At 59.7% G+C, this 18,944-nt stretch carries 16 protein-coding genes; 8 read left to right on the top strand and 8 right to left on the bottom strand.

The features are described from left to right. The first annotated feature begins 142 nt into the window (after positions 1-142). Positions 143-2,362, top strand: coding sequence for a histidine kinase dimerization/phosphoacceptor domain -containing protein (locus JK213_RS02425; RefSeq protein WP_228125404.1), 2,220 nt, complete (start codon positions 143-145; stop codon positions 2,360-2,362). A gap of 70 nt (positions 2,363-2,432) precedes the next feature. Here JK213_RS02425 and purF read toward each other — a convergent pair whose 3' ends face one another. The 3 genes from purF to JK213_RS02440 are packed head-to-tail and all read right to left on the bottom strand — an operon-like array spanning position 2,433 to position 4,765. After that, on the bottom strand, positions 2,433-3,872 hold the full coding sequence (gene purF / locus JK213_RS02430; RefSeq protein ID WP_077802325.1) for an amidophosphoribosyltransferase: 1,440 nt from the start codon (positions 3,870-3,872) through the stop codon (positions 2,433-2,435). A gap of 25 nt (positions 3,873-3,897) precedes the next feature. Next, a complete protein-coding gene (locus JK213_RS02435; RefSeq protein ID WP_194261869.1) occupies positions 3,898-4,461 on the bottom strand; it encodes a CvpA family protein in 564 nt (187 codons plus the stop codon). A 1-nt stretch (position 4,462) separates the two neighbouring features. Further along, the gene (locus JK213_RS02440) at positions 4,463-4,765 is read right to left on the bottom strand and encodes a hypothetical protein (RefSeq protein WP_194261868.1); all 303 of its coding nucleotides are present in this window, start codon (positions 4,763-4,765) and stop codon (positions 4,463-4,465) included. A 280-nt stretch (positions 4,766-5,045) separates the two neighbouring features. Between JK213_RS02440 and JK213_RS02445 the strand changes: the two genes are divergently transcribed. Beyond that, positions 5,046-6,908: a Hint domain-containing protein gene (locus tag JK213_RS02445; protein WP_194261867.1), complete on the top strand. Its 1,863-nt coding sequence runs from the start codon at positions 5,046-5,048 to the stop codon at positions 6,906-6,908. Positions 6,909-7,011: 103 nt separating this feature from the next. Here JK213_RS02445 and hemA read toward each other — a convergent pair whose 3' ends face one another. Next, positions 7,012-8,229, bottom strand: a complete 1,218-nt coding sequence (gene hemA, locus JK213_RS02450) for a 5-aminolevulinate synthase (protein ID WP_194261957.1) — start codon at positions 8,227-8,229, stop codon at positions 7,012-7,014. 236 nt (positions 8,230-8,465) lie between these two features. Between hemA and JK213_RS02455 the strand changes: the two genes are divergently transcribed. Beyond that, a complete protein-coding gene (locus JK213_RS02455) occupies positions 8,466-9,170 on the top strand; it encodes a pirin family protein (protein ID WP_194261866.1) in 705 nt (234 codons plus the stop codon). Positions 9,171-9,334: 164 nt separating this feature from the next. After that, positions 9,335-9,724: a YidB family protein gene (locus JK213_RS02460; protein ID WP_194261865.1), complete on the top strand. Its 390-nt coding sequence runs from the start codon at positions 9,335-9,337 to the stop codon at positions 9,722-9,724. 36 nt (positions 9,725-9,760) lie between these two features. Here JK213_RS02460 and JK213_RS02465 read toward each other — a convergent pair whose 3' ends face one another. Next, positions 9,761-10,732 carry an EAL domain-containing protein gene (locus JK213_RS02465; RefSeq protein WP_322783032.1) on the bottom strand — a complete coding sequence of 324 codons (972 nt, stop codon included), beginning with the start codon at positions 10,730-10,732 and terminating at the stop codon, positions 9,761-9,763. A gap of 289 nt (positions 10,733-11,021) precedes the next feature. On the opposite strand from JK213_RS02465, the gene JK213_RS02470 reads away from it, so the two are divergent. Further along, on the top strand, positions 11,022-12,281 hold the full coding sequence (locus tag JK213_RS02470) for an MFS transporter (protein ID WP_194261863.1): 1,260 nt from the start codon (positions 11,022-11,024) through the stop codon (positions 12,279-12,281). Between the two features lie 18 nt (positions 12,282-12,299). On the opposite strand, the gene JK213_RS02475 is transcribed toward JK213_RS02470, so the two are convergent. The 3 genes from JK213_RS02475 to JK213_RS02485 all read right to left on the bottom strand — a co-directional run bounded on the left by JK213_RS02475 (position 12,300) and on the right by JK213_RS02485 (position 15,182). Continuing rightward, positions 12,300-13,907 carry an NAD(P)/FAD-dependent oxidoreductase gene (locus JK213_RS02475; protein WP_194261862.1) on the bottom strand — a complete coding sequence of 536 codons (1,608 nt, stop codon included), beginning with the start codon at positions 13,905-13,907 and terminating at the stop codon, positions 12,300-12,302. After that, positions 13,907-14,536, bottom strand: coding sequence for a TIGR00645 family protein (locus tag JK213_RS02480; RefSeq protein WP_099285501.1), 630 nt, complete (start codon positions 14,534-14,536; stop codon positions 13,907-13,909). The genes JK213_RS02475 and JK213_RS02480 overlap by 1 nt, the downstream gene beginning before the upstream one ends. Positions 14,537-14,600: 64 nt before the next feature. Then, entirely contained in the window at positions 14,601-15,182 is a 582-nt protein-coding gene (locus JK213_RS02485; RefSeq protein ID WP_194261861.1) for a DJ-1/PfpI family protein, read from the bottom strand. Positions 15,183-15,356: 174 nt separating this feature from the next. Here JK213_RS02485 and JK213_RS02490 point away from each other — a divergent pair, with 174 nt between their 5' ends. The 3 genes from JK213_RS02490 to JK213_RS02500 all read left to right on the top strand — a co-directional run bounded on the left by JK213_RS02490 (position 15,357) and on the right by JK213_RS02500 (position 18,934). After that, positions 15,357-16,400, top strand: a complete 1,044-nt coding sequence (locus tag JK213_RS02490) for a cation diffusion facilitator family transporter (RefSeq protein ID WP_194261860.1) — start codon at positions 15,357-15,359, stop codon at positions 16,398-16,400. A 9-nt stretch (positions 16,401-16,409) separates the two neighbouring features. Beyond that, on the top strand, positions 16,410-17,303 hold the full coding sequence (locus tag JK213_RS02495) for a cation diffusion facilitator family transporter (RefSeq protein ID WP_194261859.1): 894 nt from the start codon (positions 16,410-16,412) through the stop codon (positions 17,301-17,303). A 188-nt stretch (positions 17,304-17,491) separates the two neighbouring features. Then, the gene (locus JK213_RS02500; protein ID WP_407925759.1) at positions 17,492-18,934 is read left to right on the top strand and encodes a chloride channel protein; all 1,443 of its coding nucleotides are present in this window, start codon (positions 17,492-17,494) and stop codon (positions 18,932-18,934) included. Positions 18,935-18,944 lie beyond the last annotated feature (10 nt).

Here is an 18,944-nt window from a genome sequence, read left to right on the forward strand (position 1 = left end):
TAATGGATATGATGAGTTCCGGGCCTCATCTGACCGGACCTTTCGCACGGAACACGGTGGCCGCCAATAGAGAGACCTTTATGTCCGCTGCATGTCAGACTGCCTGCAAAATGCTCTCTCTGTCCTTCAGGCGGACCACCGTTTGACGATCCAGCGTCCTGCGGGCTCGGAACCGGGTTATTCGCTGGAACATGCGGTCACGACATCCTGTGACCGCGAACCCATCCATCGCCCGGACGCCATTCAGCCGCACGGCCTCCTGCTGATCGCCGATAGCGCAACCCGGACCATTCTCGGTGGAGCAGGAGACATCGAAGGCCGTCTGACCCCAGATTGGCTGGGGCGTGATCTTGCGAGCGTCCTGAACGTCCCGCCCGAACGTTTTCAGGACGAAAAACGCGCATCCCTGTCCGATCTTCGTATCCCGGGGCTCGCAGGCGAGACCTTCAGCGTCGTACGCCATACCCAGAACACACATCTTCTCATCGAACTCGAACCTATCGAATCCCACAATCTGCTCACCTGGGATATTTTCGGCGAGATCGACAGAACGGCAGACCGTTTCGAACGCTGCCCCGATATCGCGTCCGTCTGTCGTCACGGTGCGACAATCTTTCAGCGACTGACCGGCTTTGACCGCGTCCTGATCTATCGTTTCATGGAAGACGGCACGGGCCGCGTCGTAGGCGAAAGCCGCAACAACGCCTTCCCCTCCCTGATGAACCACCACTTCCCGGCCAGCGACATTCCTGCGCAGGCCCGGACTCTCTATGTCCGCAACCGCATCCGCGTCATCCCGGACATCACTTACGAAGCTGCCCCCATTCGCCCGCCCGAAGCTGGGCTTGCAGGGATCAATCTCAGCGACGTGCAGCTCCGCAGCGTCTCACCGATCCACCTTCAATACATGGCCAATATGGGTGTGCGGGCCTCGGCCTCCGTCTCGCTGGTCGTCGATGGTATGCTTTGGGGACTGATCGCCTGCCACAACTCTTCTCCAAGGCGCCTGCCCGAAGATATTCGCGCGGCGTGTCGCACACTGGCAGGCGTCATGTCCCGCCAGTTGCGAAACAAAGAAGAGCTGGTGACCTATCAGGAGCGTCTGCGCCTGCGCAACGCGATGGAAGCCGTCACGTCCCATTTTGACGTGCGCCGTCCGCTGGAAAACAATCTTCGCAACTGCATCAACGAATTACAGGCCCTTTTTCCCTGCAACGGGTTTGCCGTCATCAGTGCCGAGACCATCAGTGCAACCGGTGTGCTCCCCGACACGGATAGCCTGCATAAACTGCATGACTGGTTGAGAGCGGGCAGCATTGGCGGAATTTTCAGCACTGCCATGCTAGGGAGGGACTACCCCCCTGCTACCGAGTGGCCTGAACGCTGCGCCGGTCTTCTGGCCATCACACTCCCTCTTCGCACCCCCATCTGTATCGTGTGGAGTCGGGTCGAAATCATTCAGACCATCGAATGGGCCGGTCATCCGCACAAGGACGATACGGGCAGCGACGGCATTCTGCGCCCCCGCACGTCCTTTCGAACATGGGAGCAGACCATCCGCGGGCACAGCACCCGCTGGACCAGCGAACAGAAACAAGCAGCCCGTCGCATCCGCCGCCTCCTGATCGCGGACGACCAAACGCAGCAGCTCCGCGAACTCAACGCAACCCTTGCCGCCACTCTGGAAGAACGCGAAGACCTGCTACGCCAGAAGGACTTCCTGATCCGCGAGGTCAATCACCGCGTCCAGAACTCGCTTCAGATGGTCGCATCCTTCCTCAAGCTTCAGGCCCGAAGCGCGTCAAATGAAGACACCACAACAGCTCTGAAGGAAGCGCAGCACCGGATTGCCGCCATCGGCCTCGTACATCGTCGCCTGTATCGTGACGAGCATGTCGGCGTCGTGGATCTGGGCCGCTATATCGAAGAGCTGATGGAAGAATTGTGCACGTCACTGGGTGAGGGCTGGCACGACCAGATGCATCTCTCGCTCTTTCCAATTCTGATTGCCGCAGACCGTGCCATCAATATCGGCCTGGTCCTGACCGAACTGATCATCAATACCAGCAAATACGCCTATGACGGCCATGCCGGACCGCTCTATGTCGGACTGACCCAGACCGGCTCCCGACTGGTCCTGACGGTTTCAGATCAGGGTGAATGTACCCCCCAACTCAAGGGAACGGGCTTCGGGACGCGCATGATGAACGCCGTCGTCAGCAGCCTTTCCGGCACACTGACCTACACAACACTGAACCCGGGCCTGGAAGCCGTCATGACACTGCCTCTGGACTCCCTGCTTCCCACGGAAGTGCCCGCCCCTCCAAAAGCCGCCTCGCAGACGCCCTATCCATATCCCTGAACACCCAACAAACAAAAAGGCGCCTGACCACTGGTCCGGCGCCTTTTTTATTACTGCCGCAGGAGGAGAGTTACGCGACGAGATTACCTTCCTTGTCCACCAACTGGATCGGATAATCCCCGGTAAAACAGGCATCGCAATAACGGCGCGCACCCTCGGCGCGGTTCGCATGGCCCAGTGCCCGGTAGAGCCCGTCGAAACTGACAAACGCCAGACTGTCCACACCGATCGCCCGCGCCATCTCCTCAAGCGTATGGGTCGCGGCCATCAGCTTGCTCTCTTCAGGCGTATCAATGCCGTAGAAGCAGGCATGTTTGGTCGGCGGAGACGTGATGCGCATATGCACTTCCGTCGCACCGGCAGCCCGAACCATGTCCACAATCTTGCGCGACGTCGTGCCACGGACGATCGAGTCATCCACAAGAATGACGCGCTTGCCCGCAAGTACCGGCCGATTGGCTGAGTGCTTCATCTTCACACCAAGGTTACGGATCTGATCCGTCGGCTCAATGAAGGTCCGGCCCACATAATGGTTGCGGATGATCCCTAGTTCGAACGGAATACCACTTTCCGCCGCATAGCCGATCGCGGACGGCACGCCTGAATCTGGCACCGGCACCACAACATCCGCCTCAACCGCGCTTTCACGGGCCAGTTCGCAACCGATCTGGCGACGCGCTTCATAGACCGGCTGGCCTTCAAGCACGGAATCAGGCCGCGCGAAGTAAATATATTCGAACACACAGAACCGGCCGCCCTGATCCCCGAAAGGACGCAGCGAGCGCAGACCGTCATTGTTGATGACAACGATCTCGCCCGGTTCGATATCGCGGACATAATCCGCCCCGATGATGTCCAGCGCACAGGTCTCGCTGGCCAGAACCCAGCCGCCATTCCCCTGCTCATGACCCGGCATCCGGCCGAGAACGAGCGGACGCACGCCAAGCGGATCGCGCATTCCGATTAGACCATCATCCGGGGTCAGCGTAATCAGCGAATACGCGCCCTTGACCTGTTTGACGGCATCAATGAAGCGGTCGAGCACGGTCGTATAGAGCGAAATGGCGATCAAATGGATGAAGACTTCCGTATCCGTCGAGGAATGGAAAATGCATCCCCGCTTGACCAGCGCCTGCTTGAGCGTCGCCGAATTCGTCAGGTTGCCGTTATGCGCAACGGCCAGACCGCCGAACTCATAATCGGCATAAAGCGGCTGAACATTGCGGACATGTGTGCCGCCCGTCGTGGCGTAACGGTTGTGGCCTATGGCGACCGTGCCGGGCAGCGTCGCCATGACGCGGCTGTCTCCGAACACATCGCCGACCAGACCCAGACCTTTATGCTGGTGGAAGCGTTCGCCATCGAAACTGACGATGCCCGCCGCTTCCTGTCCACGATGCTGGAGGGCGTGCAGGCCCAAGGCTGTCAGGGCCGATGCATCAGGCACACCCCAGACGCCAAAAACCCCGCATTCTTCATACGGGCGGTTGAGACTGTCGGACTGGGTCATGCGGCGCGGCCTTTCCGGACTGGTTTCACAAGGACGCCTCATGGCCGCTTGTGACCTCAGACGCAAGATGCGGTTGCAGGAAATGAGGCAGATAACCTGTCAGATGGGTTGCCCCGGCGGCAATGTAAGGGCCGATGAGGCTTCCCTGCATCACATAGGACATCCACGAGCCAAAAAAAGAGCCTGCCAGCAGATAAAGGACAATCAGAGCCACATAACCCCGCGCCACACCGAACACCGCACCCAGAATGCGATCCACACCCCCAAACAGAACACCCCGTGCCGCGGCCCCGACCCTTGCACCGATCATGGTAAAAAACAGGAGCACCACAACAAACAGAATCGCCGTACTCGCACTGCCCGCCAGCGCGGCCTGATGCAGATAGGGCGTCAGATAAGGTTCAAGCAGCCCATGAAACCGATAGGTCAGGACGATTGCTCCGACCCATGCCAGCAGTCCGGCCAGTTCTGTAGCAAAGCCGCGCGTCAGCCCCCACAGAGCCGAAAGCCCCATGATACACAAAGCGACAATGTCGAGACGGGTCAGATCCGCAGGCGTGATATGGGAAAGGTCTGGCAGAGGCGGCATGTCACGGCAGCTTCGTCGAACGAAAACGGCCCCCCTTGTAGGGACGTATGCCACCAACGCGCAACTCGTCCGCCAAACGGATGCGCTCCTCGATTTCCGCCCACACCAGCCCGGCCTCGACGTCCCGCGCTTTCCAGATTTTCTCCAGCAGCACAATAAACGCCGCGCTGTCCCGAACCAGCGCCGGACGGTCATTGATCATGACATCAAGCACACAGCTTGCACCCGCAACACCCAGACGCCGCGAGAGCTTTGTTACTTTTCGATTCTTACGGAACGGAACTGATTTTTCCTGTGGCGTCATCACGACATGATGAGCGGAAGCCCACTGTCAGGCAAGCCGTTACCGCTCTTTTCCCAAGGCCGTTCAGGGCGCTTTTACAAAAAAACCACTAATTTCGATATTGGAACGTATTTCAGGGGAAATATTTCCGCGATGTTTTGTCATCAATGTTTTTATTTTTGAAATATGCGTGATCTTGAACCTGTGTCATCCAATAATTAACTCTTTTTCTGAAAAATGCTCAACAGGTCAGGTGTGGAACTCTTTCCTCTCGCTCCTGACGCCATCAGGATGCAATGAGATGACAAATTACTGGATTGGCGGCGCAACCGGCGACTGGTTCGCAGCCACAAACTGGAGCGAAGGCACGGCCCCCCCGAACAAGGGATGGGTGGATGTTCTGGCCGGAAAGCAGGACGGAAGCGCGGTAACGATCAACGTTGCGCAGGCCAACGCCACACAGATCACCACTCTGAAGGTTGGCACCAACGCCACCCTGAACATCACCGCGACGTCTGCCACGCCCAGTGCTACGGCATTCTATGCCAACAGCCTGACCGTCGCGCAGGGCGGGACGATGCTTGTCAACACGCCCAGTACCGTCAATCTCGGCAGCAACCCGACCATCAACGGCACCCTTCAGATCTCGGGCAACCCGTCCATTTCGATCAACAGCAACAGCGTCGGCGGCTCAGGCACCCTGATTCTGGATCACACGACGCTGGGCAGCACGAATGCCCAGTTTCAGATGGGTTCGTCCCTGACGACGGTTCTTCAGAATGGCGCGTCTCTGTATGTCAACAACGCCACCGCCGGTGGAAGAATCGTGTTTGGCCGTGATGCCGTGGATGATGCTCCAAACCAGCTCATTCTGGCCGACTACAACCAGACGGTCTCCACCCCGATCACGGGGTATGATGCCACGTCCGTCATCACCATCGGTCACGGTGGATCGCCCCCTATCAGCGCGACCTTCGTTGCCAACAGCAACGGCACCTACACGCTGAAAATTGCCTTCGACAACTATAATAACGGCATCACGCTCTCGAACGTCTCCTTCGGACCCAACTCCACCCCCGGTACCCCGACGATCGTACAGAATGCCAATGGAAGCTGGAGTGTTGTCGGCGGCGCAACCGGATATAACGGGCAGATCTGCTATCTGGCTGGATCCATGATCCTCACCCCCGACGGCGAGCGCGCCATTGAGACCCTGAAGGCCGGAGATCAGGTGACGGTCTGCGAAAACGGTGAACGCCACAGCCGGACAATCCTGCGCGTCGGCCACGCCCATACGACAGTCGGCACCAGCGGATTGGCAGATATGGACGCCGTGCCTGTTCGCATCCGTGCCGGGGCTCTGGCAGACGGCATTCCCAACCGGGATCTTCTGGTCACGCCAGAGCACTGCATGATGCTTGAAAGCACCTTCATTCCCGTGCGAATGCTCGTCAACGGAATGACCATCGCCTACGACCATTCCATTACCGAATACGACTATTATCATATCGAAACCGAGCAACATGCCATTCTGACCGCAAACGGCGCGTTGTCAGAAAGCTTCATGGATGTCGGCCATCGCCCGGATGCCCTCATGCACGGATCTCAGATCGAGCGCCTGCATGCTCTAAGCTGGGAAAAGGATACTGCCGCACCATTGGTCACGGATCGCGCCCATGTCGAACCGATCTTCGCATCAATCGCACTCCGCGCGCAGGCTCTTGGTTACACGGCTCCCCAGACACTCTCATCGACAGACAGCGCGGATAGAACCCGTCTCGTGCTGGAAGACGGAACAGTCCTGTATCCCATCCGCACCAACGGCGAACAGTTTGTTTTCATGCTACCCGAAGGCTGCCAGAGCGTCCGCATTCTGAGCCCGACCGCCCGGCCGTCTGACCGGATCGGACCGTTCGTGGATGACCGCCGGATGCTGGGCCTTCTGATTGGCGACGTGACAGTGTGGAGCGATGAACAGACCCGGCATCTGTCCAGCCATCTGTCAGACCCATACGCTGACGGCTGGTGGGGTGTGGAGGCCAGTCACGCCCGCTGGACGACAGGCAATGCGCGACTGGACCTCGGCGGGGCGCTCAGAACATCCGGGGGGATTCTGAGCCTCCATATTCTGTCACAGGGGGATCAGGCAGCCGTCGCCGCCTGATCCCCCGACGCCTCAACGAAAACAAAAAAAGGCAGCCCTTTTTCAAAGGCTGCCTTTTTTTGTGGCCTGAGAGAAAGGGCGGAAAAATCCGCCCTCACACCCTTCAGGCTGCCGCGGACTTTGACGTCTTGAGCTGGCGTTCTTCCCACAACGTGGCAAGCGCCTCGACCAGTTCGTCAATCATCTCGTTCGTATGAAGTGGCGTCGGCGTGATCCGCAGACGCTCCGTTCCGCGCGGAACGGTCGGGAAGTTGATGGGCTGGATATAATTCCCGAAACGGTTCAGCAGTTCATCCGAGAGGCTGCGGCACAGTTCGGCCTCCCCCACCATGACCGGCACGATATGGCTCGGATTCATGACATGCGGGAGACCAGCCTTGTCCAATGCCTGACGCAGATAGGCCACGGCCCGCTGCTGACCGTCACGCTCGGCACTGCTGTTACGCAGATACCGCACACTGGCCAGCGCACCAGCCGCGATCATCGGCGGAAGAGCCGTGGAGAAAATGAAGCCTGACCCGAACGAGCGAACAAAGTCACAAAGCGCGGCAGAGGCAGCAATATAGCCACCCACAACACCATATCCCTTGCCCAGCGTTCCCTCGATCACCGTCAGACGATGGGACAGACCAAGCTTCTCGGCCACGCCCGCGCCATGATCGCCATACATGCCAACCGCATGGACCTCATCGAGATAGGTCATGGCGCCATATTTATCGGCCAGATCGCAGAACGCCTCGATAGGGGCAATATCACCATCCATCGAATAGACGGACTCGAACGCGATGATCTTGGGAACGTCCGCGGGCAGTTCTTTCAGACGACGCTCCAGATCCGCGACATCGTTGTGACGGAAGATCTGCTTCTCGGCCCGCGAATGACGGATACCCTCGATCATGGACGCATGATTGAGTTCGTCAGACAGCACAACGCAGTTGCGAAGACGTCCTGCAATGGTCCCGAGCGTCACCCAGTTCGACAGGTAGCCTGAGTTGAAAAGCAGCGCGCTCTCTTTGCCGTGCAGAGAAGCGAGTTCTTTTTCCAGCTCCACGTGATAGTGGTTGGTACCCGAAATATTGCGGGTTCCACCAGCGCCAGCGCCCGTTTCGTCCAGCGCCGTGTGCATGGCGCTCAGGACCTCTGGGTGCTGCCCCATGCCGAGATAGTCGTTCGAACACCAGACCGTCACATCACGGCCCAGGCCATGATGGAAAGCTTTGGGAAAATGACCCGCCCGGCGCTCCAGATCCGCAAAGTACCGGTAGCTGCCATCCGCATGCAGACCGTCGAGAGCGGACTGAAACATCGCATCATAGTTCATCGCGTTTTTCTCCTGCCCGACACTGTAATCCTGTGACACGGTCTCGCCAAGCTCTCCCGCCAGATAAGACCACACAGCAGCGGTTTATTTCTCAATACTGCAAACCATCCGACCTGCATGGTGAGACTGATTTTCCAGGTCTTTTCTGGAAACCTTGTATTTCCATACTTTCCATTTTCTTCACGCGCGCTCCATCCCATTATCTTTCACAAGACATCACTCAGGAGCATGCAGCCATGCTGGACATCAGACCTTTTGCCACTCTCGGTCACGCCGATCACGGCTGGCTCGACGCGCATTATCATTTTTCCTTTTCGGACTATCAGGACCGCAACCGGATGCACTGGGGACGGCTGCGTGTGTGGAACGACGATCGTATTGCGCCCCATAACGGCTTCGGCGCCCATCCACATCGCGACATGGAAATCATCACCTATGTCCGCACGGGTGCCATCACGCATGAAGACAGCCTCGGCAATCGTGGACGAACCGAAGCTGGCGATGTGCAGGTCATGTCAGCCGGTAGCGGAATTACGCACTCCGAATTCAACCGTGAAGACGACGCCACGACGCTCTTTCAGATCTGGCTGATCCCCGATGAGACGGGCGGAAAACCGTCCTGGGGCACTCGCCCGTTCCCACGTCATGAGCGCAACGGGCGCCTCGTCCCACTCGCTTCGGGCTTTCCGGAAGACAACGCCCTTCCCATCCGCACCCGTGGCCGGGTCTCCGGTGCGACACTCAAGGCTGGAGAAACCCTGACCGTCCAGACGGACCGCGCCATGTTTACCTATCTTGTTCCCGCTACAGGCAGCGTGGAAATCGAAGGGCGGATCGTTGGGCACCGGGACGGTGCGGCCCTTCATGATGTAGAAAGCATCACGATCACCGCGCGGGAAGATGCGGAAATCGTCCTCGTGGAAAGCGCAGCCTTGCGCTGACACGACGGAGGGTAAGGTTTTGTGACAAGAGGAGGAAAGTCTGTGACAAACAACACAGAAAGGTGTTTCTTCCTCCTCGCATCCTGATCAGGAGCCAGACGTTAGGAAGACAGGGCCACCAGCCCGGAAAAGGCCCGTTTTCTTCTGACAGAAGGAGCCTGACAATGACCATCCAGAGCACATACACACAGAAGTCCGGCAAGGGCCAAACCGAAGCCCAGGCCTCAACGTCGGTTTTCACCCGTTTTGGGGACTGGCTGAGTGGAGCCAGCACCGATCGCTCGGGACTGACTGAAGTCACCATCAAGATGATGAAAGATGACTGTCAGTTCGCGACAACGGTTAGTGAAATCCGCGTCCCCCCCTCAACCCCGCTTTCACCAGAGCAGGTCGAGGATATCATGGGGGAAAAGAGGATAAACCATATTTGCGATCAGACCGGTCAGTCGCCGGAAGCTGTGGAAACAGCTTTAACCGAAGTGCTTCCGATGCTGGCTTCCATGCTTCGGGAAAATCCGGAACGTCTCTTCAGTTATCAATGTAAGATCAACTGAACACGACTTCCAGGTTTCCGAACGGCGGAGGTCTCGTCAGAGACCCTCAGCCGTTCGTGCCATACGACGACGACGCGGTCGTCCTGCGTTTTCTTCAAACCGCTCACTGATCTGGGCCGTCGTTTCCGGGGCGGCCAAAACCGTCCCGGATGCTTCGACACATCCAACCTTCTGTGCAAACGCAAGAAGATCCGGAAAATCCAAACCAATACCCCGAACCTTGAGCCCCAGTGCTTTGACGGCTTCCAGAGCAGCCCGATAAAAAAGCACTGCACCCTCGTCCAGAAGGGGAGCCTCTCCCGACTGCCGCCAAGTCATGTCCGAAGGCGCCAGCAAAGACGTATCAAACTGCACGCCGTCCAGTAATCCTCCGACGGCCCGCTCACGCAGAAGACTCAGGCTGGAGGGGGCGCTTCCAAAGCCGCCAAGGAAAATCTGGCATCCCTGATCGCGCAGGGCTGAGAGCGTGTAACACGTCTCCTTGTCGTCCTGGGCCAGGCCACTTTCCTGAAAAACCAGATCCAGACGACTGACAGGGAAACCACTGTTCTGAAGAACTGTATTCAGTCGACCGTTAAAGTCTCCGTCAGGCGCCTGATCATCCTCCAGAGAAACCATCAGCCGCATCGCCTCCGGCCATGTCGCGGCCTGTGAACACGCGTTTCCCAGGAGATCGGAATCAAATTCCCGCTGTTGCTGTCCCAGACTCTTGCGTCTGCTCTTGCGCAGGGTTCGACGGGGAACCGAGAGCCAGAGCTGACTCATATCCACCTGCGCGCCGATGACCTTGTCTGTTCCGTTGCGCCCCAGAACGAAACGTGGGAGCCATCGCAGGGGAGGCAGTGCGCTTTTTTGACGCGCCCTGCGACTCCGAAGTGTCGTGGCAAACATTCCCGCACTGGACTCTGCCATAGAGGCAGCATAGTCCGGTTTACCTTCGGGTAGTTCGGACAGCCCATCCACCCTGACTGTCTGGCCGACATGCAGGCCCTGAGGGGTTGTCGCCACCGAAGTCGCTCCCCGTCCTAGATCATCCAATGCGGACACCTCCGTTCTTCATGTCAGAACAATGCCGCTGAACCTCCTAATTTTTCCTTAATGGCGCAGGCGTTTCTGCTGTCGTTTGAACCGTGATTGCTGGCTAATACCCGCCCGGCCTATCTGCTTTGGATCCATCCAAACTCTTCGTTCGATCAATCCGGACAAAGCTGCTACGGTTTCATGCCCGGACCTTCTTCCGGGCCTGTGACACCCTTGGGCGTGGGGTTTTTTCCCCTCCGAGACAGGACCATTCTGCATGACGGATGCCACAACCCGCTCCGCCGTATCTACATCTTCCCAAGGCTCTCTTGTTGCGCTCCTACCCTACTGGCAGGTCACTTTTGCCTCCTTTCTGGGCTGGTTTCTGGATGCTTTCGACCAGACGACGCTCATGTTTACCCTCCCCGACATCGCCCATGATTTCGGATGCACGATTGCCGATCTGGGGGCTGTGCTGATGGGGCAGTCCATCGGGCGCGCCGTCGGCAATACAGGCTGGGGATGGCTGGCCGACCGCTACGGTCGCAAGCCTGCTTTTATGCTCGGCGTGGTCTGGTTTGCAGTATTTTCCGCCATGACCGGGCTCTCCCATCACTTTTATGTGCTGATGGCCGTGCAATTCCTGTTCGGAATCGGCTTTGGCGGCGAATGGACCGCTTCGGCCGCTCTGCTGATGGAAAGCGTCCCAGCCTGGACACGCCCCATGGCTTCCGCACTCATGATGTCCGGCTATGAAGTCGGCTATTTCGCCGCCGCTGGCGTGCAGGCCCTGATCCTGCCGCATTATGGATGGCGCGTGCTGTTCTTCATCGGTCTCGTCCCTGCTGCGCTGGCGCTGTTCATCCGGATTGGCGTACCGGAAAGCCCGGTCTGGCTGCGGACCCACGAAGACCGTCTGACCAGAAAGCAGCACCACACAGCCCCGCCACCGCGTCCCAAATTCCGTCTGACGGGTGCAGCACTTCAGGCGATCGCTTTCATGAGCTTTCTCGAATTCCAGAAAGCCGCGATCTACACCTACTACCCGACCATTCTGCGGGGCAGCCACCATCTGACGCAGCAGGCCGTTTTCTGGCCGGTGACGCTTTATTGTCTCGGATCGTTTGGCGGAAAAGTCCTGTGCGGCTGGCTGGCAGAGCGTTTCGGGGAAGTCCGGGTCATGCTCAGCGCGCTTGTCGTCGTGATGCTGACGATCTGGCCGTTCCTGAGCGCACCCACCTGGACCATGCTGCTGGTTGCAGCCTTCGTCATGGGTGCTGCGGCTTCGGGGATTTTCGCGCTTGTTCCGCATTATCTGGCACAGCGTTTCCCGTCCGACACCCGCAGCTTCGGTATGGGGCTGGGCTATGCGCTCGGCTCCATCGGGCAGGGCATGGCGCAGAAACTCGTACCCATGTTTGGCCCGACCATTCTTACACTGCCGCTCTCAGCCGAACTTTTCGTGCTGGGCACCAGTCTCGTGACGGGTGCCATCGCCCTGATCCGCCCCAAAGAACTTCCCGGCGAACATATGTGAGGGCTGTGCGGCGGTCTCTTAAAGAGAGGCCGCCAGCCACTCCGCCGCCCGGATGCCATCAATTCCGGCGGAAAGGATACCGCCAGCATAGCCTGCTCCCTCGCCCGCCGGAAACAATCCGCGCAGGGTCGGGCTTTGCCCGTCACGGTCACGACGCAAACGGATCGGTGAGGATGTGCGCGTTTCCACGCCTGTCATGACGGCATCATCCATGGAAAAGCCACGCAGCTTGCGTTCAAACTGCGGCAGCGCCTCACGGATGGCGTCCGTTACGAAAGCCGGCAGACACAGTGTCAGATCCGTCGGCGTCACGCCCGGCTGATAGGACGGCACGACGTCCCCCAACGACGTGGACGAACGCCCCGCCAGAAAATCTCCGACCCGCTGGGCTGGGGCGTTGTAATTGCTGCCACCCGTGACGAACGCTGCCTTTTCCCACTGACGCTGAAAGGCCATGCCGCCCAGAACGTCGTCCGGGAAATCAAGCTCGGGCTTCACTTCAACGACGATCCCGCTGTTCGCATTGCGCTCGGCCCGCGAATACTGGCTCATCCCGTTGGTGACGACCTGCCCCTCCTCGGACGTTGCCGCCACGACCTGGCCGCCGGGGCACATGCAGAACGAATACACCGCACGGCCATTCGAGGCATGATGGACGAGCTTGTAATCCGCAGCCCCCAGCATCTCATGCCCGGCACTGGCGCCGAAACGGGCCACGTCGATCACAGATTGCGGGTGTTCGATCCGTACGCCGATAGAGAACGGCTTGGGGTCCATTTCCACATGGGCTTCACGCAGCATTTCAAACGTATCGCGCGCCGAGTGTCCGACTGCCAGAATGACCCGCTCCGCCGGAAGGGTTTCACCGTTCGACAGATGCAGGCCGCGCAGACGACGCTCCGCGCCTTCGCCGTCCATCTCAAATCCCTCAACACGGGTCTCGAACCGGTATTCGCCGCCCAGACGCTCGATTTCGGCGCGGATGAACATGACCATCGTGACCAGACGGAACGTGCCGATATGGGGTTTGGAGATCGTCAGAATTTCTTCCGGCGCACCCGCACGGACGAATTCTTCCAGAACATGCCGCCCCAGATGTCGCGAGTCCGAAACCCCGGAATAGAGCTTGCCGTCAGAGAACGTCCCTGCCCCGCCTTCGCCGAACTGGACGTTGCTCTCAGGCGTCAGAACGGATTTACGCCACAGGGCGAACGTATCGACCGTCCGCGCCTTCACGTCCTTACCGCGTTCGATAATGATGGGTTTTAGACCGGCCTGCGCCAGCGTCAGCGCCGCCATGATCCCGCAGGGGCCCGCGCCGATCACGACAGGACGCGGTGCCCCCTCGGGCAAGGTCGCCTCGGGCAGATGATAGGTCGTGTCCGGCGTCGGGCGGATATGCTGATCGCTCGCATGGACGGCCAGAACCGCAGCCTCGTCCGCGACATCACAGTCCACGTTATAGACCAGCACGATATGGCCGCGTTTGCGGGCATCATATCCGCGACGTGCCACGGTCAGGCTTTTCAGGTCTTCAGATGGGATGTTCAGACGCGCAAGCACGGCGTCGCGCAGCGCCTCCGCCGCATGATCGAGCGGGAGGCGCAGTTCGGTAATGCGGATCATCAGTGGTGCCCGTTCCCCGAATCATTCCCGGCCTTTCCTGCAACCGGCGGCGCAGGATCGGCATGATGCGTGTCGGGGGAGCCTTCCATGATCCGGTCCATGATGGCCATCAGCACGCCCGAGACCACGAAAGCGAGATGGATGCCCACGCTCCATTCCAGAGCGCGCGTCGAGGTCTCATCCACACGGATAAAATCCGCCAGCACATGGATCGCGGACATGGCCACGATCGAGGCCATGAGCTTGATCTTGATGTCCCCGAACGTGACATGCCCGATCCAGCTCGGATAATCCTCATGACTGCGGATATCGAGGCGCGAAACAAAGTTCTCGTAGCCCGAGAACATGACGATCAGCAGAAGATTGGCCAGCAGGACCAGATCGATCAGGTCCAGAACGCCAACGAACACATCGTCGAAATCCAGCCCCGTCGCCTTCAGCACCAGTCCGATCAGCTGCTGGAAGAACTTGAACGCCACCAGCAGCAGCCCGATGGTCAGGCCGAAATAGAGCGGTGCGGCAATCCAGCGCGTTGCAAAAAACGCACGCTCCATGAAGCCTTCGGCACGGCCGAAACTGCCGGTGCGTCGGGTGGACTGCGGATCGGGAGAAGGAGAGGAAGTCGTCATGCTTCCTCTCTACGATTTCAGGGGATGTTTCGCCACAGTGTTGTGAACGCTGGGCGTAAATCCCTTACGGTGTGATCTGCGTGCCCAGAACCTTGAGGAACTGCCCGATCCAGGCCGGATGCGCGGGCCATGCCGGACCGGTGACGAACTGGCCGTCCGTCACGGCGCCATCCATCGGAAGGGACTTGTACTCGGCCCCGGCGAGCAGCACTTCCGCACGGCAGGCCGGATAGGCCGAAATCTTCTTACCCTTGATAACGCCCGCCGCCGCCAATAGCTGCGGACCATGACACACAGCCGCAACCGGCTTGCCGCTCTCAACGAATGCCCGCACCAGATCCAGCACGCTTTCGTCGGTGCTGAGCTGTTCTGGCGCACGTCCGCCCGGAATGATCAGTGCGTCGTAAGAATCTGCCGTCACGCCTGCATAGGTCGCGTTCAGCGTGAAATTATGGCCGCGCTTTTCGGTGTAGGTCTGATGGCCTTCGAAATCGTGGATCGCTGTCACAACCTGCTCCCCGGCCTTCTTGCCCGGCGACACCACATCGACCTTATGCCCGACCAGAAGCAGCATCTGGAACGGCACCATGATTTCGTAATCCTCAACGAAATCACCGGCGATGATGAGAATACGTTTTTCAGCCATCGTTTCCTGTCCTTCTTCACAATCACAGCCCTAAAGACTGCGGCCATTCTTCACCCTCTAACGACACCACGCTCCGCGCTGTTCGGCAATATCATCACGTATGGGGATATAGAGATGGGACGGTCGCGTCACATGCGGTAAGGTTAGGCCTTCATTCTTGCAGCACTGGCCTCCATGACTTCAGATCCCCACCACGCCTGCGATCACGACCATCATGACACCGCGTCGCCGCATGATCATGCAGGACACGACCACGCGGACCATGACCACCACGATCATGACCACGCGGATTGTGACGGGCACAGTCATGGCTTCGGATTCGGACACCAGCACGTCCATGCGCCGGCAAGTTTCGGCGCAGCCTTCGCCATCGGGATCGCCCTGAATACGGCCTATGTCGCCGGAGAAGCGCTGTGGGGCGTCTGGGCGCATTCGATGTCCCTGCTGGCCGATGCGGGGCACAACCTGTCCGATGTGCTGGGTCTCGCGGGCGCATGGCTGGCGCAGGTTCTGGCGACCCGCCCTTCGAGCGCACGCTTCACTTATGGCCTGCGCCGCTCCACGATCCTTTCTGCTCTTGCGAATGCCACGATCCTGCTGCTCGTGACTGGCGGCATCGTTTGGGAATCCGTGCTGCGCCTGTTTTCCCACGAGACGGTGCAGGGCGAGGTCATCAGCTGGGTCGCGCTGGTCGGGATCGCCGTCAACGCCGTCACGGCCCTGCTGTTCATGAAAGGCGCCTCGAGCGACCTCAACATCCGCGGCGCTTTCCTGCACATGGCGGCGGATGCCGTCATGGCGTTCTCGGTCGTCATCGCCGGTCTGCTTATTTCCTTTACGGGCTATACGATCATCGACCCGATCATGAGCCTGATCGTCTCGGCCTCCATCGTGATCGGCACATGGTCCCTATTGCGCCATTCACTGGATCTGGCGCTGGACGCGGTGCCGGCGGGGATCGATCCCGAGGCGGTTCAGACAGCCCTCCTGTCCGTCGAAGGCGTGTCCGGTCTGCATCACCTGCATATCTGGGCCATGAGCACGACCGAAACTGCCCTGACCGTCCATCTTCTCTGCGATCCTGCACATCCCGTCCCTCCGGACCGGATCATCGCGAGCGCCGCCGCGCTGCTACGGACGCAGTTTGACATCGCTCATCCCACTTTCCAGCTTGAAACACAGCCCTCTGTCTGCGACACGCACCAGCCCTGCTGCTGAGGACGCGTCATGACATCAACCCGCATCAAGGTCGCCCGAGCCTCCATCGCGCTGAGCGTGGTGGTGCTCGCCATCAAATACGCGGCCTATGCGGTCTCGGGCTCCAGCGCCCTGCTTTCGGACGCGATCGAGACCATCCTGAACGTGGTGGCGGCTGTCGGAACGCTCTGGGCCATGTCCGTCGCGGCCCTTCCTGCCGATGACAACCACCCCTACGGCCACGGCAAGGCGGAATATCTGTCCGCTGTCCTCGAAGGCGTTCTGGTCGTTCTGACGGCGATCGGCATTCTGGTCATCGCCGTTCATGACTGGCGCCATCCCGAACCCATTCGCGCGCCCTTCTCGGGCGTGGCGCTGAACGCGCTGGCCGGGCTGGTCAATCTCATCTGGGGCCGCATTCTGATCACGGTCGGGCGCAAACAGGCCTCACAGGCGCTTCAGGCCGCAGGCGAACATGTTGTTTCGGATGTCTGGGCGACCGTGGCACTCGTGATCGGCGTCTCGCTGATCCCGCTGCTCAAATGGGACCGCCTCGACGCCGTGCTGTCCGGACTGGTCGCTCTGAACGTCATGCGCGCCGGCTTCTCCATGATGAAGCATTCCCTGTCCGGTCTGATGGACGAAGCGCCGTCGCCCGAACAGATGGAAGCAGTCAAGGCCGTGATTTCCTCAAGCGCTACCGGCGCGCTGGAAGCCCATGACCTCCGCATCCGCAAGGTCGGCGCCCTGTCCTTCGTGGAGTTCCATCTCGTGGTGCCGAGCGCCCTGACCGTGCATGACGCCCACGAAATCTGCGACCAGATCGAAGCCGCCATTCGCTCCGAACTGGGCCGTGCCTCCATCCACATTCATGTCGAGCCTGAAGACAAAGCCAAACATTCCGGCGTTCTTGTCCTGAGCTGAAGATGGCCAAAGCGGCGCTGACTGTGCGGTTTATGACACATCCCCGAACGGATTCGGTCCACCGCGCTTCATCGGCGGAGAACCCTTGACCCCCCTCCTGCGTTGGTGGCAGGTGCACATCATCAGCGCACGGGCCTGAACCGGGCGTATCCTCCACAGCCCGACCCTCCTTCCCGGACGTCCGAATATTGGCCGATACACCGCCTCCTTCTCCCGTTGCCGCTGTTCCCGCAGAGCCTCCGGCCACGGACGTACGTTCCTCTGCCCATGCCATGCGCCGCAAAGACCGCATTTTGCATCTGAAGCGTTCGGCACAAGTAACGACAAACCAGTGGCGCCGCACGGCGGTCTACTGGCTCGGCGCGGTTCTGGTCGGTATCGTGGCTGTGCTGTTTGCGAGAGTGGGCGACTGGGCGGCAGGTGTGCGCCATCAGATCATTGCCTGGCACCCTGCGGCCATGCTGGTCGTAGCCCCGGTCGGACTGGCGCTCATCACATGGGCCACGCGGACCATCTTCAAGGGCGCACAGGGCTCCGGCATCCCTCAAACAATCGCGACCCTGCACATCGAAAACGTTGCAGTCGTGGACCGTGTGCTGTCCCTCAAGACCTCGCTTGGTAAAATCCTGCTGACCTCGTTCGGCCTGATCTGCGGCGCGTCCATCGGGCGTGAAGGCCCGAGCGTGCAGGTTGGGGCGTCCATCATGCACGCCTTCTCGCGTCTGCTGGGACAGTCGAACATCGCCGCACGGCGCAGCATGATCCTTGCAGGCGGCGCAGCAGGCATGGCCGCGGCGTTCAATACGCCCCTCGCTGGAATCATGTTCGCCATTGAGGAACTCTCTCATTCCTTCGAACAGAAGACCTCTGGCCGTACCCTCACGGTTGTTGTCCTGTCTGGCGTCACGGCTATCGCCCTGATCGGCAACTACACCTATTTCGGCCATGCGGACGTGGACGTTCCTGTCGGCACGGCATGGATCGCGGTTCTGACCTGCGGGATTCTCGGCGGCCTTGCGGGAGGCAGCTTCTCGGCCATTCTCATCAAAGCCTCACGCGGCATTCCGGGTTGGGTCGGACACTTCGCCGCCACACGTCCGATCGCCTTTGCGGCATCCTGCGGCTTCATACTCGCTCTGATCGGCCTCCTTTCCAAAGGCGCGACCTACGGCACGGGCTACGATCAGGCCAGCGCCATTTTCAACGGGACCGAGCATTATCCGGCCTCGTTCTTCGTCCTCAAATATCTGGCGATGATCGTCTCGTACTGCTCCGGCATCCCCGGCGGCATGTTCGCCCCGTCACTCGCCATCGGCGCAGGAATTGGCGGCTGGGTGGAGCAGTTCCTGCCGCACACCACGCCCGGCGCGGTCGTGCTGCTCGGCACGGTGGCGTATTTCTGCGGCATGTCGCAGTCCCCCCTGACCGCAACCATCATCGTCATGGAAATGTGCGACAACCAGCAGGTTACGCTTGCGCTGCTGGCCACGTCCTTTCTGGCGTTCGGCGTGTCAAAAATGATCTGCCCGCATTCGCTCTATAGCTGCCTTGCCGACCGCTTCATGGAAGCGAACGATCGCGGCGCCCATCACACCCCGCCCCCGACGGACAAGCAAAAACCGGCACCCTGATTTTTTCAGG

This window comes from Gluconobacter sp. Dm-44 (assembly GCF_018256175.1).
Classification (GTDB): Bacteria; Pseudomonadota; Alphaproteobacteria; order Acetobacterales; family Acetobacteraceae; genus Gluconobacter; species Gluconobacter cadivus.